This is a genomic window from Piscinibacter gummiphilus (assembly GCF_002116905.1).
Classification (GTDB): Bacteria; Pseudomonadota; Gammaproteobacteria; order Burkholderiales; family Burkholderiaceae_C; genus Rhizobacter; species Rhizobacter gummiphilus.
The window spans coordinates 4,889,506-4,905,649 of sequence record NZ_CP015118.1; the positions used below are offsets into that span (position 1 = coordinate 4,889,506).

The following is a 16,144-nucleotide window of genomic DNA, read 5'->3' on the forward strand; positions in this document are numbered from 1 at the left end:
AAGAATCTAGACGAAGGTCTAGTACCCACCCGGAAGGCGTGTCGGTACACTGGCCCGCAGGTCGTCCGTTCGCGACCTGGCGCGCGAGGCGAACGCGTTCGCTGCCTCTCGGACAGCCACGCTCATCAAGGCATTGAATGAATCGCCAAAACCCTCCTGGGTTTTTCGGCGACGGATTTGTCGAGCGCACACGTGCGACATACAGGTCACGGGCCGGAACCTCGAGTTCTCCCCCGTGCGGTACGTCGAATTGAGTTCCCCGCGCGAGGCAAGACTTGCTTTGACCAGACCCCCTCTCACCGCATTGGTCGATGACGACGAGGCAATACGCGAGGCGGTCATCGACCTCCTGGAGTCCGTGGGGCTCCACTGCATCTCGTTCGAATCTGCGGAACAGTACCTCGTGGATCCCCGGCGCACGGACGTCAGATGCTTGATCCTGGACGTCAACCTTCCCGGCATGAGCGGACTCGAACTGCATCGGCGCCTCGTGGAAGCGCATGACGGAACGCCCGTGCTGTTCCTCACGTCCGTCGATGACCCTCCCGTGCGAGAGCGAGCGATGCAATTGGGGGCCAGGACCTTCTTCTCGAAGCCCGTCGACAGTGCACTGCTGCTCTCGGGCATCCAGGATTGCCTGATGGGTGGCTGCTGAAACGGGCATCGGCACCCGCACGCGCCTTGTCGACGTCACGCACACCCCACGCATACACTCTCTTCTGCCTCAAGGCGTGAAGCTCATGGATTTCCAGACCGATCCCACTGCGTCCGCGGACGCACCTCCGCTGGTTCATGTCGTCGACGACGACGAGAACATGCGGGACGCGCTGTCGGATCTTCTGGCCAGCGTGGACCTCGAGTGCCGCGTCTACGCCTCCACGGAAGACCTGCTCTCGGCCCCGCTGCCCGAACGTCCGAGCTGTTTGATCCTGGATGTTCGCCTGCCGGGAGACAGTGGGCTGGACCTGCAGGCGCAGCTCGCCGGGCGGGGCCGGCATCTTCCGATCATCTTCATCACCGGCCACGGCGACGTGGAAACCTGCGCGCGCGCCATGAAGCGCGGTGCGCTCGAATTCCTCACGAAACCGTTCCGTGACCAGGACATGCTCGACGCGATCGCATCGGCCCTCGCGAAAGACCGGACCTGGAGGGCGCAGGAGGCCCGCATCGCCGGCATCGCGCGGCTGGCGGCGTCGCTGACGCGGCGCGAAACCGAGGTCATGGGCTTCGTGGTCGAAGGGCTCGCCAACAAGCAGATCGCGGCGAAGATGGGCATCACCGAAGTGACCGTGAAACTCCACCGCGGCAACGTCATGCACAAGATGGAAGCCACATCGCTCGCCGACCTCGTGCGCAAGGCCGGCAGCCTCACGGGCAGCGAAGGGAGCGGGTTCCCGGCCAAAAGCTCTACTTCAGTCTAGTAGATACGGCGCAGGGCAAAACGTAGAGTTGCGTTCATCGCGAACGCCTGCGCATCTTCGGAACAGGTCGATCGCCTGACCCACTCGGAGATCCTCCATGTCCCTTCCCCCCAATCGTCCACGGCTTGTCCGGGTGCTGATCTCCGAGATGAACCCGCTGATCTCATCCGGCATCGCCGCAGCCCTGACGAGCTGCAGCTCGTTCGAGGTCCGGTCGGGTCGCCTCGACGAACTCCTCGAGGGGCATTCGGACGGACTGGATTCGATCGACGTGGTGGTGATCGATTGGCAGGCGGGCCTGCGCCTCGCGGCCGAACGCTCGCGGCCCGATGCACGCGCACGCGTCAGGGCCGTTCGAATCTTCGCGATCAACCAGGCCTGTGGCGAACGTGACATCCGCAGGGCATTGGAAGCAGGCGTGCACGGGTACGCGACCCTCAGCCTGGGCCTGGAAGAGTTCCAGGACGGCGTCAGATCGGTGGCCCATGGGCTTCGGTATGTCTGCCCCCGTTCGGCACAGCGCCTGGCGAACAGCATGACACACGAGCAATTGACGCCGCGCGAAGTAGAGGTGCTGGCCCGGCTGTCGCAGGGGAGCTGCAACAAGGTCATCGCCAGCGAGCTCGCGATGGCGCTCGGCACGGTCAAGGCGCACGTCAAGTCCCTGATGGCCAAGCTGGACGCGAGGACCCGCACCCAGGTGGTCAGCGTGGCGATCTCGCGCGGCCTCGTCGACACCGCCTCCGGCTTCGACAGCGCCCGGGCGAACGGCAGCCGTGCCACCGGTTCGCGCTCCCGCGCGGACGAACTCGCGCTCGCGGCCGGCTGAGCCGCGGCGCGGCGCGGCGTGCCGTGCGCCGTGTCCGAATGGACGAGCGATGTGTGTCCACTCGCCGGATTGTTCGCCGCGTGCGCGAGTGGTCTCATCGATGCATCAAGAACGTCTGTCGGCCTCGATCGCGGATGCCCCGTCCGCGGCACCACGGCCCAGCCCCTGCACATGGAGCTTTCAGTGATCCCTCGTCGCCTGCTTTCCCTGACGCTCTTCCTGGCGTCCCTGCTCATCGCGGCCGGGTCCCGCGCCGCCCTGCCGGAACCTCCCGCCGGATCCTCCGACGAGGCGCTCGTGTCCGAACTTCCGGGATTCGAGAACGGCGTGGCCGCGGTCAACGGCATCCAGCTGCACTACGTGATTGGCGGTCGCGGGCCGTTGCTGGTCTTGCTGCCAGGCTGGCCCCAGAACTGGTGGGAGTACCACAAGGTCATGCCCGCCCTCGCCCAGAGCTACCGTGTGGTGTCGGTCGACCTGCGTGGCATGGGGACGTCCGACAAGCCCGAGGCCGGCTACGACAAGAAGACCATGGCGAAGGACATCGCCGATCTGATTCGCCACCTCGGCGCGAAGGAGGCACACGTGGTGGGTCACGACATCGGCGCCCAAGTGGCCTTCGCCGTGGCCCAGAACCACCCCGAGGTCACCCGCCGGCTCGTGATGATCGACGTCGTCCATCCCGACGACGGGTTCGCGAAGCTCGCGCTCCTGCCCGAGGTCGGCCAGTTCGGCGACAAGGTAGGCGACGCGAGCCACCAGTACCTGTGGTGGTTCGCGTTCCATCAGGTCAAGGGTGTGCCCGAGCGGCTGATGGCCGGCGGCGGCATCCGCGTGGAGCAGGACTGGTTCTTCCACTACCTCACGGTGGACGACCGGTCCATCGACGCGCGGTCCCGTGATGTCTACGCCCGCGCGTACTGGACGGCCGACGCCATCCGGGCGGGCAACGCGTGGTACCAGGCGTTCCCGCAGGACATCGTCGACGCGCGCAGCCACGGGGTTCTGCGCATGCCGGTGCTCGGCATTGGGGGCCCGGGTCACGACTACCTCAAGCTTCGACTGACCGCGCAGGCCGCCGACCTCGAGATGGTGAAGGTCGAGAACTCCGGCCACTTCATTCCGGAAGAACAGCCCGCCGTGCTCATCCGGAGCCTGAAGAAGTTCCTCCAGTAGCAAGCACCCTCGCCTCGATTCCTCATGCCGGCACATCGGGCCGGCAAGCCAACGAAAGTGAAAACCATGGCAAATCGTCTCAACGGAAAAGTCGTCCTCGTGACGGGCGGTACCAGCGGCATCGGCTTCGGCGCGGCCCAGGCCCTCGCGGCCGAGGGCGCGAAGGTCTTCATCACCGGACGCCGGCAGGCCGAACTGGATGCGGCCACCCAGGCGATCGGAGACGGCTGCATCGGCGTTCGCGGCGACGTCACCAAGCTCGCCGATCTGGACGCACTGTTCGATCAGATCAAGCGCACCTCCGGCCATCTCGACGCCGTCTTCGCGAATGCGGGTGGCGGCACGATGCTCCCACTCGGCGAGATCACGGAGCAGCACTACGCGGACACCTTCGACCGCAACGTCAAGGGGGTCGTGTTCACGGTCCAGAAGGCCCTCCCGCTGCTCAAGGATGGCGGTTCGATCATCCTCACCGGCTCCACAGCGGGCAGCAAGGGAACGGCATCCTTCAGCATGTACAGCGCCTCCAAGGCGGCCGTGCGCAACTTCGCACGCAGCTGGGTGCTCGATCTCAAAGAGCGGAAGATCCGCGTGAACGTGGTCAGCCCGGGCCCGATCCGCACAGCGGGCCTCGCGGACCTCGCAGGCGACAGCAAGGAGGCGCAGGAAGGTTTGCTGGGATACCTCGCATCGCTGGTTCCCAGCGGGCGCCTCGGAGAACCCTCCGAGGTGGGCCAGGCCGTCGTGTTCCTTGCGTCGGACCAGTCGAGTTTCATCAATGGCGCCGAACTCTTCGTGGACGGAGGCCTGGCCCAGGTCTGAGACCTGCCGCATCGTGGGTCCCTTTCCGTCCATGCGCCAGCACGAACGAACGGCCTCCCGTATAGTCACCCGCACAGTGGTGTTTCGTGAGCAGGATCGCGCGGCGACTTTCCCGGACCACCCTGCCAGGTCCCCCGGAGAGCCGTTCGTGAGCGAAGTTGAAGAAGCAGTCCATCCCTCGGCTCACCGACAAGGCGAGGCGTTGGCGCACGACGGCAGGCGCATTGCCTGGACCGAGGTCGGAGCAGGCGAAACAGCGCTTCTGTTCCTGCACGGCTGGTGCTGCGACCAGTCGAGCTGGCGGCACCAGATGGCCGCATTCGCCGACCGCTTCCGATGTGTCAGCCTGGACCTCGCCGGCCATGGCAGGACTTCCGCCATCGCCCCCGCGGAGACGACCCTCGTGGCCATGGCCTCCGACGTACACCTCGTGCGCGAGGCGCTCGGCCTGGTCAACGTCTTCCTGGTGGGTCACTCGATGGGGGGCCCGGTGGCGGTCGAGGCCGCGCGCCACAACCCGGATGGCGTTCTGGGCATCGTCGGTGTCGACACCCTGACGGATGCACGCATGTACGCACGCCGCCCCGAAGAGGAGATCGCCACGCGCCTGGAGCCGCTCGAGGCCGACCTGCCAGGGTCGATCGCCGGACTGGTGCGGATGATCACCCTCGTCGACCGGAATGGCGCCGGTGTCGTCGACGAACTGACCGCCACGATGGCATCGGTGCCGCCGTCGGTGGCGATCCCGTCCATGCGCGCGCTGCTGGCGTGGGACATCGATGAACGGTGGCCGCGGGCGGGTGTGTCGGTCCAGGCGATCAACTCTCGAGCGCTCATTCCCTTGATCGAGGAGCTGCCGCGTCGCGAACGGTTGACGGTTCGAACAATGGCGGACGTCGGGCACTTCCCCATGCTGGAGGACCCCGACGCGTTCAACGCCGAGCTCTCGGCCTTGCTGGGCGAATTGCCTTGGCCGTAGCCTCGGCCATGGCCCTGTTGGCAGGGTTGCTCGCATGCTGGGGTGCGTGGGCATGGCTTCGGCGTCTGCTGCACCGCGTGCACGCCGCCGAGGCACGCGCGGAGCAGCTCTACCGCACGCACTTCGACGACGCGCCCATCGCCATGCTCCAGGAGGACTGGTCGGGTGTGAAGGCCCTGGTCGACCAGCTCGTCGCATCGGGCGTCGAAGACCTGGAGGGGTACCTGAAGGACCACCCGGACTTCTTCTTCGAGGCGCGCAAGACCCACGTCTTCCTCGACGCCAACCGGGCGACCGTGGCCCTGTTCGGCGCGAAGGACAAGGCGGACTTCCTCGCCCGGGCCCCCACGCTGCTCCCCGGCTCGCCGGAAAGCAACATCCACGTCATCCGCGCGTTCGCAAAGGGGCACGGGTTCGCGCAGGGCGAGCGCATTCTTCACACGATGGATGGCCGCAAGGTGCCGATCCTCTGGCAGGTCAACATCCCCGCAGGCCGCGCGGATCGCTTGGTTTTCCTCGCCACGAACGTCACCTCGCTGAAGGAGGCCGAGGAGGCGCTGATGACGGCGCAGGCGGAGCTGGCACACGCCGCGCGGGTCGCCGTGCTGGGAGAGCTGGCCGCGTCGATCACCCATGAGGTCAACCAACCCCTCGGAGCCATCCAGTTGTTCGCCGACACGGCCTTGCGGTGGATCGACCGTCCCGAACCCAATCTCACGCGCGCCCGGGCCAGCATCGGGCGCATCGCACGCAGCGCGGAGCAGGCCTCGAACGTCATCCGCAAGATGCATCAGTTCGTCCGGAAGACCCCGCCCGAGACCACGGCCCTCGACGTCCGCGAGGTGCTCTCCGACACGCTGCTCCTGGTCGAACGCGCCGCGGCCAAGCACCAGGTCACCCTGGATCTGGTGATCGCGCCGGACCTGCCCCCGGCCCGCGGCGATCGCGTGCAGCTCCAGCAGGTGCTGGTGAACCTGACCATGAACGCCATCCATTCGGTGGCGGTTCAACCGGCGAGCGAGCGCGAGGTGAGATTGCGAGCCGAACTCGACCCGGAAGGCCGGCTGCGGTTCTCTTGCGAGGACACCGGCCCCGGCGTCGCACCTCACCACCTTCCGAAGATCTTCGAGCCCTTCTTCTCGACCCGAACAGGAGGACTGGGGCTCGGGCTCGCGATCTGCAGGTCCATCGTGGAGGCGCACGGGGGTGCGTTGCGTGCCGAGAATCGATCGGCAGGCGGTGCGCGGTTCCAGTTCGAACTTCCGGTTCACGAATCCGGAAGCGGCGCCGCGCCTTGACGATGACCGAGCATCCCTCTCCCAGTCCGGCCATCGCAGAAGCGCTGGATGCAGCCGATGCGAGGCGCGAACTCGAGTACCACAAGGTTCTTCATCGCGCCTTGTTCGACGATGCCCCCGTTCCGATGATGCTGGAGGACTGGACCGGCATCAAGGCCATGGTGCGGGAACTTCGAGCTGCCGGCGTCGAGGACTGGGAGGCGTACTTCGCCACCCACCCCGAGTTTTTCGTCCGTGCGCAGCAGCACCTCGTCTACCTCGATGCCAACAAGGCCACCATCGCGCTGTTCGGCGCCGAGAGCAAGGAGAAGTTCTTCCACGCGGTGCGGGAGCTGCTTCCGAAGGACCCGGGCAGCGACAGCGAGATCGTGCGGGCCATGGCCCGGGGCGATCGGGTCGCGCGGGGGGAGCGCCACATCCGGACGTTCGACGGGCGGAGACTCGCCATCATGTGGCAGGTGGACGTGTCGCTGGATTCGTCGGACCCCATGCTCTTCATCGCCATCGACATCACGGAGCGGATGAACACGGAGGAAGCGCTGCTGAAGGCACAGGCCGAGCTGACGCACGCGGCGCGGGCCGCGGTCCTCGGTGAGATGGCCGCGTCGATCGCTCACGAGGTGAACCAGCCGCTGGCCGCGATCTCGATCAACGCGGACTCGGCGCTTCGGTGGCTGGAACGAGACGTGCCGGACCTCGCCCGGGCACGTGCGAGCCTGCAGAAGATCGTCAGGAGCGCTCGCCATGCCGGAGACGTGGTGCGCAAGATCAAGGGTTTCGTGCGCAAGGAGCCACCCGAGTACGGCACCTTGAACATCGGGGACGTGCTCATCGACGCCGAACTCATCGTCCAGCGCGAAGCCCGCGACAGCCACGTCGTGCTGAAGTTCGAGGTCGACTCCGGCGTACCCGGTGTAAGGGGCGTCAAGGTGCAGGTCCAGCAAGTCCTGGTCAACCTCGTCATGAACGCGATCCATGCGCTGGCCGAGCACGCCGGACCGGCGCGTCGGGTGAACGTCCTCGTCAGGGCCGGGAGCGCCGGCAAGGTCGAGTTCGAGGTGCGCGACAGCGGGCCCGGCATCCCTCACGCGGATCTCGATCGCATCTTCGAACCCTTCTTCTCCACGAAATCGGAAGGCCTCGGCCTCGGGCTGTCGATCTGCCGGTCGATCGTCGAAGCGCACGGGGGGTCGATCCGTGCGTTCAACCACGCATCGGGCGCGGCATTCGTGTTCGAACTCGTGGGCGTGTCCGAAAGACCATTCGATCGCTGATCGAACGGGTGTTCCGCGCGGCAGCGGGTCTTCATAGCATTTGCACAGGCGAATGCGAGACCGCGAGCCGTACACAAGGAACCCCGATGTCCGAAGAATCGAATCTGTTGTCCTCCCACGGCATCGCACGTCGTGACGTCGTGCGTGCCCTGGCCCGCGGCGCCTCCGCCGTGGCCCTGTCTTCCACCCTCTGGTCCCGAGGTGTCCTGGCGGCGGAGCCGGCAGCGCCGGGCGAGGCGATCACGCCCTTCCGCGTGGCCGTGCCACAAGCTGCGATCAACGACCTCAAGCGCCGGCTGGCCGCCACGCGGTGGCCCGAGCGGAGCACGGTGAACGACTGGTCCCAGGGCGTGCCGCTCGAATCGGCGAAGGCGCTGGTGACCTACTGGCACGACCGCCACGACTGGCGGCGATTCGAGCGCACCCTCAACAGCCATCCCCAGTTCCGCACGCGGATCGACGGGCTCGGCATCCACTTCATCCACGTCAAGTCGAGGCACGAGAACGCGTTGCCGATCATCCTGACGCACGGGTGGCCCGGCTCCGTCGCGGAGTTCATCCGGGTCATCGCCCCGCTGACCGATCCGACCGCCCACGGCGGACGTGCCGAAGACGCGTTCCACGTCGTGATCCCGTCGCTGCCGGGCTTCGGGTGGTCCGACAAGCCGGCGGAGACCGGGTGGGACGTGGTCCGAACGGCGAAGGCCTGGGGTGTCCTGATGAAACGCCTCGGCTACTCGCGCTGGGTGGCGCAAGGGGGCGACTGGGGCGCGGGCGTGACCCACGCGCTCGCCCACCTGAAGCCGGAGGGCTTGATCGCGGCGCACGTCAACTGGCAGTTCGTGTTCCCCGCCAAGATGCCCGAGAACCCCACACCGGAGGAGAAGGCCGCGATGGAGGCTGTGGGGCGTTTCGCCAACGACCAGTTCGGCTACTTCAAGCAGCAGGCCACGCGGCCACAGACCCTCGGATACGCCCTCGCCGACTCCCCCGCGGGACAGGCGACCTGGATCTACGAGAAGTTCCAGGCGTGGACGGACAACCAGGGGCGGCCCGAGGACGCGTTGTCGATGGACGCGATGCTCGACGACATCTCCGTCTACTGGTTCACCAACTCGGCGGCATCGTCCGCCCGGATCTACTGGGAGAACACGCAGAAGGGCAACACCGGCTTCGATGGCGGGATCATCGATCTCCCGATGGCCGCGACCGTGTTTCCCAAGGAGATCTTCCGCGCGCCGAAGGCGTGGGCCCAGGCGCACTGGCCGAACCTCATCTACTGGAACGAGGTGGATCGCGGCGGGCACTTCGCCGCATTCGAACAGCCGCAGCTGTTCTCGGAAGAGATGCGCAAGGCGTTTCGTTCCGTCCGCACCTGATGCCCTCTCTTCCCATCCCACGTCGTCAACAGGAAACGAACATGCCCATGGCCCCCACCGCGACCGCGAGCCTGAACGAGCAGGTGATTCGCGAACTCTACGAAGCTGCCGAGGTCCAGGACGTCGAGCGTTTTGTCTCGCTCTTCGCACCGAACGGCTATTTCTGGGACGTGTCCGCCGGGGCCAAATACTTCGGCGACGACATCGGCCGCACGGTCTCGATCTACGCAGCCGCCTTCCCCGACATGCATCGCGCACTCGACAAGTTCTACGTGGTCGGCGACGTCGTCGTGGTCGAACTGTCCCTCAACGGCACGCACCGCGGCCCCCTGTCGCTGCCCGCGGGGACGATCCAGCGGACCGGCAAGGAAATCCATGCGCCGTGCTGCGACGTCTTCCACCTCGAGGATGGCAAGGTCACGTCGTTCCACTGCTACACCGCGGCGACGATCCTGCTGGGGCAGTTGGACGTGCTCGGCAACCTCGGGGCGGCCTTCGCGGCCACGCCGACCTGAGCGCCGGATGCGAAGGTTTCACTGCACCACTTTCTGCATGAGCAACGTCCGGATCAGCGGATCCTCGATCTTGCGCTCCGCACTGATCGCATAGATCTGCTCCGACACCTCGGGCGAACGGCCCAGCAGCTTCAGGCCCTGCCGGCGGGTCAGGTCGGCATGGGACCAGCCCGTCGCCGGGAAGGCGCCCATGCCGTACGCACCGAACGTCGCGATCATGCCGCTGTCGGCGAACTCGCCGATGACGTTCGGCCGGATCGACTGCCGTTCGAACCAGAGGCCGATGCGCTCTCGCAGCGCCATGTCCGGCGTGGGCAGCAGCAGCGGCAGTTCACCCAGGCACTCGGGAAAGCGCGCGCTCGTCGAGGCCTTCAGCGCGGGCGTCGCGTACCACCGGATCGAGGCCTCGCCCAGGTGGTGGTTGAACACCTTGAGGTTGGGGTTGGCCGGGGCCGCGCGGTCGGCCAGCACCAGGTCGAGCCGGTGCAGGGCCAGCGCGGCCAGCATGTCGTGGAAGCCGTACTCCCAGGCCTGCAGGTGCACACCGGGCACGCGCGCCACCGGTTCCAGCAGGCGCTCCACCGCGGCCTTCGGCAGCCCGTTGGTGATGCCCACCGCGAAGCGCCGGGACGTCGACGTCGCCACCTCGCGCACCGACGCGGCCAGCTGCGTCCCGAGCTGGAAGATCGCGTCCGCATGCCGGAAGGCCTCCTGACCGGCCTCGGTGAGTTCGAGGCTGCGCCCCGACGACTTGAACAGCGCGAAGCCCAGGGCGCCTTCGAGTTCGCGCACCTGCCCGCTGACGGTCTGCACCGCCATGCCCAGCCGCTCGGCGGCCCGGGCGATGCCACCTTCCTTGACCACCACCCAGAAGTAGTGGAGGTGCCGGTAGTTGAAGGGCAGGTTCATCTCGAATCTCCAAGTCCCCGGTGCGGTCGTGGTTCGAAAAAACCGAAGTTGAACGACTGTAAGTTCACCTTCCTCGACGTGCACGGGTGGCCTAGATTTCTCCCCACGGAGATGTCGCCGAAGGAGCCACACCATGTCGACCATCCTGCTGCCATTCGATGGATCCACCAACGCGCGGCTCGGCGTGCAGCACGTCATCGACCTCTCGCGCAAGGACGCAGACCTGCAGGTCCATGTGCTCAACGTCCAGACGCCCCTGCCGGGCCACGTGGCGAGCCACATCGGCCACCAGGCCTGCACCGACTTCCACCGTGAGCAGGCGGTCCCGGTGCTCGCCGGTGCGAGCCGTTCGCTCGACGCCGCGGGGGTGCGCCACACCGTGCACTGGGAGGTCGGCGACCGCGCGTCGTGCATCGCCGAGGCCGCACGGCGATTCCGGTGCGACCGCATCGTCATCGGCACCACGCGCAAGAACCTGCTGCTCCGGATGGTCGAAGGGTCGGTCGTCAACCGGGTGATCGCGCTGACCTCCGTGCCGGTCGAGGTGATCGCGGGGGACGTGCCCTCGCGGCTCGAACGCTTCGGCATTCCGGCGGGCATCGGCACCGGCCTCACGGCGCTGTGGGTCGCCACGGCGGACTGAACGACGATGAACATCGAATCCCTCGCCACCGCCCCGATGTGGGCCGGCTTCATCGCCTTCGTGCTGGCGATGCTGGCCCTGGACCTGTTCGTCTTCGGCGGCAACAAGGCCCACCGCGTGTCGGTGCGGGAAGCCGGGGCGTGGGTGACGGCCTGGGTGCTGCTGGCCTTCGCGTTCGCGGGCCTGCTGTGGTGGTACGTCGACACCACCGTGGACCGGCCGACGGCCCACCGCATCGCGCTGGAGTTCGTCACGGGCTACCTGATCGAGCAGTCCCTCTCGGTCGACAACATGTTCGTCTTCGTGATGATCTTCGGCTACTTCGCGGTGCCGCCGCACCTGCAGCGCCGGGTGCTGCTCTACGGCGTGCTCGGTGCCATCGTCATGCGCGCCGCGATGATCCTGGCCGGCGTGTGGCTCGTGACCGAGTTCGAGTGGGTGCTCTACGTCTTCGGCGCGTTCCTCGTGATCACCGGCATCAAGATGCTGGCCTTCGCCGAACAGCAGCCCGACCTCGGCAAGAACCCGCTGCTGCGCTGGCTGCGAAGCCACATGCGCATCACCCCGGAGTTCCAGGAGGAGAAGTTCTTCGTGATGCGGGACGGCCGCCGCTGGGCCACGCCGATGTTCCTCGTGCTCGTGATGATCGAGGCCAGCGACCTCGTGTTCGCGGTGGACAGCATCCCGGCCATCTTCGCGGTCACCACCGACCCGTTCATCGTCTTCACGTCCAACATCTTCGCCATCATGGGCCTGCGCGCCCTGTACTTCCTGCTCGCCGACATGGCGCAGCGATTCCACCTGCTCAAGTACGGCCTGGCGATCGTGCTCGTGTTCATCGGCGGCAAGATGCTGATCGGACCGTGGTTCCACATGCCGGTGCAGTGGTCGCTGCTGGTGGTGGGGGCGATCGTCGCGGGATCCGTGGTCCTCAGCCTGAAGCGCTCGCCGGGCAAGCCCGCGCCCTGATCACCGGTCGGTGGTGACGCGGCACGCCCGCGCCTCCGCCTCGAGCCAGTCGGCCACGACCCGCACGTCTTCGCGCGGGTGCTCGTCGGCTCGCACCAGCCAGTACGCATGATCCGATGCGTGGCTCGGCCGGGTGGGACCCACTTGCTCGAGGCGGCCCTCGTCGAGCAGCGGCTGGATCAGTTCGAGGCGCCCGAGCGCGACGCCCTGGCCGTCGGCGGCCGCCTGGATGACCTGGTCGTACTGGTTGAAGTGCTGCACGCTCCGGGGTGTGGCGGGGCCCCATCCGACCGAGATCAGCCAGTCGGACCATTGCAGCCACGGGTAGGTCGAGTCGTCGTACGCCAGCAGAGAGCAGGCCGACAGCGCCTGCGCGGAAGACAGCCGCCGGAGCCCCAGCGACGGATGGGCCACCGGCGCGATCGAATGACCGAACAGGCGGGTGCTGCCCTCGGCGGCCAGCGCCGGCGCGGTGTACCGGATCGCGAGGTCGATGCCTTCACGCCGCAGGTCCAGCACGCCGTTGTGAGCCGAGATGCGAAGGTCCACCCCGGGACGCAACTGCTGGAAGTTCTTCAGGCGCGGCACCAGCCACAGCCCCGTCACGCCGATGCTGGCCGTCAGCCGCACGGGTTGCGCCGCCGCGGACGCGCCGATGTCGCCGAGGACCTCCTGCAACTGCCCGATGACGTCGTCGGCCACGCGGAACAGCTTTTCTCCCGCCGGGGTCAGCGCAATCGAGCGGTAGCCGCGCTCCAGCAGCAGCGTGCCCACGCGTTCCTCCAACGCGAGGACCTGACGGCTCACCGCGGACTGGGTGAGGTGCAGGTCCTTCGCGGCGAGCGTGATGCTCATGCGCCGGCCCACCGCCACGAAACCGCGGAGCAGGTCCAGGTAGGAAAGTTGAGCAAGCGGGATCGGCACGCGTCGAGTTTTAGCACAGGGCCGGGGCCCCACGAACCGCATTCCGCGAGCGCATGCCTGCATTCGAAATGTCCGTTTGACCCCCATGGGACGGACGTTTGGAATCACGGTCATCGTGACTCGAAACGCTTCCGGGCGCCCTCGCATGAACATCCCGAACATGGCGCCGATCTCGTCGGCGCGTCCGCAGGCCGATGGCTGGAGCCAACTCTTCACCATGGAACCCGGCACACCGGTGCGCCTCGTGTGCACCGCCGAGGTCTCCGTGACCTGCCTCTCGGGCACCGCGTGGATCACGACGGCCTCGGACACGCGGGATGTCGTGCTGACACCCGGCCAGCGGCACGTCGCGGCACGGCGCGACCGGCTGTTCATCAACGGCATGCCCCGTTGCGTTCTCCGCTTCGACTCGTCGGATGAACACCAGCCCATCCCCGTGCCGTGACCCCGAGCCCGAGCCCGGGGGGCATACTGCCGGGCATGGCCCGACCCGAATCCCCTCTCGTCCGACCCGGCCGCGCGTTGCGCGTGCTGCCGGAGGCAGAAGCCTCGGCGCTTGCCACTGCCTGGATCGGCGTGTACGGCCACCAGGGCTTCAACATGAAGGCCTACCTGTGGCACGTGTTCAGCGGCGGCGGCTACGACTGCCTCCGGGGCAAGGCCGCGCTGGCGGCCTACGCGGCACGTGAAGCGCCGGAGTACCTGGTGCTGTCGAACGACCGCCGCTTCGCCCTCGCGACCGACGTGCGACCCGACGAGGTCGACCTGTCCGATGCCCTCGTCTTTCCGCCGAACCTCGCGTGGACCATGGCCTTCACCCACGAGGACGGTTGGCTGGACGGTCCCTTCTTCGCGACGCACCCGGACGTGATGCGCCTGGACGCGGCCAACCTCGTTCAGATCCGCAAGAGGCGGGAGATCGAGGCGGCCAGGGCCAAGGGTTGGACTTAGGCGATCGCCCATCCGAAACGCATCACGGCCGCGCTCATCCTTTCGTCCCGACCTCGTAGAGCACCTCGTGAGCCTCCCACGGCAGCGGCACCTCCCACCGGTGCAGCATCCGCTCGAGGTCCTTCTGCCTCAGCGTGGTGTCGCGCGCGGCGTTGCGCTCGACGCGGTCGTAGATGTCGAACTCGCAGAACCAGTGCGGCAGCTGGTCGTAGCTGACCGAGTGCTTGGCGTACAGCCATTCGCCGTACATCACGTAGCGGTCCTCGAGCCGTTCGAGCAGGCAAGCCTCGTGGGCCGTCGCCCACTGCTTGAACGGTCCGAACTGCCGCTCGCGGCCGCCGCCGACGAGGTAGTGCCCGCGGGATTGCAGCAGCAGCTCGCCACCCGAGGTGAACGAGATGCCGGCATTGGCGCCGTCGAGCTTTTCCTCGATGACGGCATGCCGGCCCGCGAGCGAGGCGATTCGAACGTGCTCGTGGCCTTCGTCGCCGGGTTGCAGGCGCGAGCCTTCGAGGTGCGGAGTCCTGGGGTACTTCAGGATCTCCAGCGAGGGGATGTGGGGGTCGACGGACGTCGCCGACCCGATGTGCGCAGACATGGTCGTCTCCTGGTTCGTGGGAACGAACCGACGACGGGGCATGCGCGGTGCTTGGCTGGCTGGGCGTCCGCCGTCCGCATGGCGTGGACGGGGGAGGCACGGAGAGTGGCTGCAGCGGCCGTGCTCATGGCGGGCATGAGACGGATGGCGGTCGACGGCTCAGAGGGCGGCGGTGCGGCAGGACACGATGGACTCCGTGTGGGCGAGCGGGTGGGAAAGGTGCGCAGTCTAGGGATGAGGTGAAGCGCGCGCAAGGCTGTGTGTGTCGTCGCGGCACCGCGGTGTCCCGGTCAGGCCGCATTGCCGAGGCGGCCATGAGAGGAGCGGCCGGCCGCAGGCGGCTGCTCGACGGTGGGGAGAGAATCACGGCCTGGACTCTCGTACCGCCCATGACCGACGCCCGATACACGACCTTGCCGCAGTGGCCCCACGCTTACCCGGCCAGTGGTGCCAGCGGCACCCTGAAACTCCTCAACGAGGATTTCATCGTGACCGAACTGCCGCTGCAGCTGCCCTCCGGTGAGGGCGAACACGTCTGGCTGGACGTCGAGAAGAACGGTGCCAACACCGCCTTCGTGGCCCAACAACTGGCCGAGGCCGCCGGCGTGCAGGAACGGGACGTGGGCTATGCCGGCCTGAAGGACCGCTACGCCATCACCCGCCAGTGGTTCAGCATCTACCTGCCCAAGGGCGAGACGCCCGACCTGACCCGGCTTCAGCATCCGGAGTTCCGGGTACTGGGTCAGAGCCGCCACGTGAAGAAGCTGCGGCCCGGTGACCTGCAGGGCAACCGGTTCCGCATCGTGCTGCGGGAGGTAGCCGGCGACCGCGATGCCATCGAGGCCAACCTCGAGGCCGTGGCGTCGCAGGGCGCGCCCAACTACTTCGGCGCCCAGCGTTTCGGCTTCGACGGCGGCAACGTCGAGCAGGGCCGGGCCATGCTCGCGCGCGAGATCCGCGTGCGCAACCCGAAGAAAAAGGGCATCTACCTGTCGGCGGTGCGCTCCTTCGTCTTCAATGAAGTGCTGGCGCTGCGGATCCAGCAGGGGCTCTGGGGCAAGACGCTGCCCGGTGACGTGATGGACGAGGCGGGCCGACCCACCGGACCACTCTGGGGACGGGGCCGCGTGAGCGCCACCGACCAGGCCCAGGCCCTGGAGAACGGCGTGGCGGAACGTCACGCCACCTTGTGCGACGGCATGGAACACGCCGGTCTGGATCAGGAGCGCCGCGCCCTGGCGGCGAGCCCGCGGGACATGTCATGGGAATGGCCCCAAGCCGATCAACTGGTGCTCACCTTCTCCCTGCCCGCCGGGAACTACGCCACGTCCGTCCTGAACGAGATCCTCCGCACCACGGAGCCTGACCGGCACGCGGAGAGCGAATCCGCGGCGGTCGAATGACGAGGACCTGAGGAGACGCCGCCAACCGGCCGTGGACCGCCCACGCCCCGCAGC

At 67.4% G+C, this 16,144-nt stretch carries 18 protein-coding genes; 15 read left to right on the forward strand and 3 right to left on the reverse strand.

Annotated features, from left to right (window positions below; genetic code table 11):
- The first annotated feature begins 235 nt into the window (after positions 1–235).
- The 10 genes from A4W93_RS22345 (at position 236) to A4W93_RS22390 (ending at position 9,693) form a co-directional block, all read left to right on the forward strand.
- On the forward strand, positions 236–655 hold the full coding sequence (locus A4W93_RS22345; protein ID WP_218919162.1) for a response regulator transcription factor: 420 nt from the start codon (positions 236–238) through the stop codon (positions 653–655).
- Positions 656–740: 85 nt separating this feature from the next.
- Positions 741–1,421, forward strand: coding sequence for a response regulator transcription factor (locus tag A4W93_RS22350; RefSeq protein ID WP_085752705.1), 681 nt, complete (start codon positions 741–743; stop codon positions 1,419–1,421).
- Positions 1,422–1,518: 97 nt separating this feature from the next.
- On the forward strand, positions 1,519–2,250 hold the full coding sequence (locus tag A4W93_RS22355) for a response regulator transcription factor (protein WP_085752706.1): 732 nt from the start codon (positions 1,519–1,521) through the stop codon (positions 2,248–2,250).
- 183 nt (positions 2,251–2,433) lie between these two features.
- Positions 2,434–3,426, forward strand: a complete 993-nt coding sequence (locus A4W93_RS22360; protein ID WP_218919163.1) for an alpha/beta fold hydrolase — start codon at positions 2,434–2,436, stop codon at positions 3,424–3,426.
- 66 nt (positions 3,427–3,492) lie between these two features.
- Positions 3,493–4,248, forward strand: a complete 756-nt coding sequence (locus A4W93_RS22365) for an SDR family NAD(P)-dependent oxidoreductase (protein WP_085752708.1) — start codon at positions 3,493–3,495, stop codon at positions 4,246–4,248.
- A gap of 148 nt (positions 4,249–4,396) precedes the next feature.
- A complete protein-coding gene (locus tag A4W93_RS22370) occupies positions 4,397–5,227 on the forward strand; it encodes an alpha/beta fold hydrolase (RefSeq protein WP_157782215.1) in 831 nt (276 codons plus the stop codon).
- Positions 5,228–5,235: 8 nt separating this feature from the next.
- Positions 5,236–6,525 (forward strand): sensor histidine kinase, encoded by a 1,290-nt coding sequence (locus A4W93_RS22375; RefSeq protein ID WP_085752710.1) that lies wholly within the window; start codon positions 5,236–5,238, stop codon positions 6,523–6,525.
- Positions 6,526–6,527: 2 nt separating this feature from the next.
- Positions 6,528–7,799, forward strand: coding sequence for a sensor histidine kinase (locus A4W93_RS22380; protein ID WP_085752711.1), 1,272 nt, complete (start codon positions 6,528–6,530; stop codon positions 7,797–7,799).
- 86 nt (positions 7,800–7,885) lie between these two features.
- Positions 7,886–9,178: an epoxide hydrolase family protein gene (locus A4W93_RS22385; protein ID WP_085752712.1), complete on the forward strand. Its 1,293-nt coding sequence runs from the start codon at positions 7,886–7,888 to the stop codon at positions 9,176–9,178.
- 47 nt (positions 9,179–9,225) lie between these two features.
- A complete protein-coding gene (locus tag A4W93_RS22390; protein ID WP_085752713.1) occupies positions 9,226–9,693 on the forward strand; it encodes a nuclear transport factor 2 family protein in 468 nt (155 codons plus the stop codon).
- A gap of 18 nt (positions 9,694–9,711) precedes the next feature.
- Here A4W93_RS22390 and A4W93_RS22395 read toward each other — a convergent pair whose 3' ends face one another.
- On the reverse strand, positions 9,712–10,602 hold the full coding sequence (locus tag A4W93_RS22395; RefSeq protein ID WP_085752714.1) for a LysR family transcriptional regulator: 891 nt from the start codon (positions 10,600–10,602) through the stop codon (positions 9,712–9,714).
- A 133-nt stretch (positions 10,603–10,735) separates the two neighbouring features.
- Between A4W93_RS22395 and A4W93_RS22400 the strand changes: the two genes are divergently transcribed.
- Positions 10,736–11,245 (forward strand): universal stress protein, encoded by a 510-nt coding sequence (locus A4W93_RS22400; RefSeq protein ID WP_085752715.1) that lies wholly within the window; start codon positions 10,736–10,738, stop codon positions 11,243–11,245.
- Positions 11,246–11,251: 6 nt separating this feature from the next.
- Positions 11,252–12,214, forward strand: a complete 963-nt coding sequence (locus A4W93_RS22405; RefSeq protein WP_085752716.1) for a TerC family protein — start codon at positions 11,252–11,254, stop codon at positions 12,212–12,214.
- Here the strand turns inward: A4W93_RS22405 and A4W93_RS22410 are convergent, their stop codons facing one another.
- A complete protein-coding gene (locus A4W93_RS22410) occupies positions 12,215–13,138 on the reverse strand; it encodes a LysR substrate-binding domain-containing protein (protein ID WP_099959965.1) in 924 nt (307 codons plus the stop codon).
- Between the two features lie 145 nt (positions 13,139–13,283).
- Between A4W93_RS22410 and A4W93_RS22415 the strand changes: the two genes are divergently transcribed.
- Positions 13,284–13,583: a DUF2917 domain-containing protein gene (locus A4W93_RS22415; RefSeq protein WP_157782216.1), complete on the forward strand. Its 300-nt coding sequence runs from the start codon at positions 13,284–13,286 to the stop codon at positions 13,581–13,583.
- 35 nt (positions 13,584–13,618) lie between these two features.
- Positions 13,619–14,089, forward strand: coding sequence for a DUF4275 family protein (locus A4W93_RS22420; protein ID WP_157131750.1), 471 nt, complete (start codon positions 13,619–13,621; stop codon positions 14,087–14,089).
- 34 nt (positions 14,090–14,123) lie between these two features.
- On the opposite strand, the gene A4W93_RS22425 is transcribed toward A4W93_RS22420, so the two are convergent.
- A complete protein-coding gene (locus A4W93_RS22425; protein ID WP_085752720.1) occupies positions 14,124–14,687 on the reverse strand; it encodes an RNA ligase family protein in 564 nt (187 codons plus the stop codon).
- A 389-nt stretch (positions 14,688–15,076) separates the two neighbouring features.
- Between A4W93_RS22425 and truD the strand changes: the two genes are divergently transcribed.
- Positions 15,077–16,090: a tRNA pseudouridine(13) synthase TruD gene (gene truD, locus A4W93_RS22430; protein WP_085752721.1), complete on the forward strand. Its 1,014-nt coding sequence runs from the start codon at positions 15,077–15,079 to the stop codon at positions 16,088–16,090.
- The last annotated feature ends 54 nt before the right edge of the window (positions 16,091–16,144 follow it).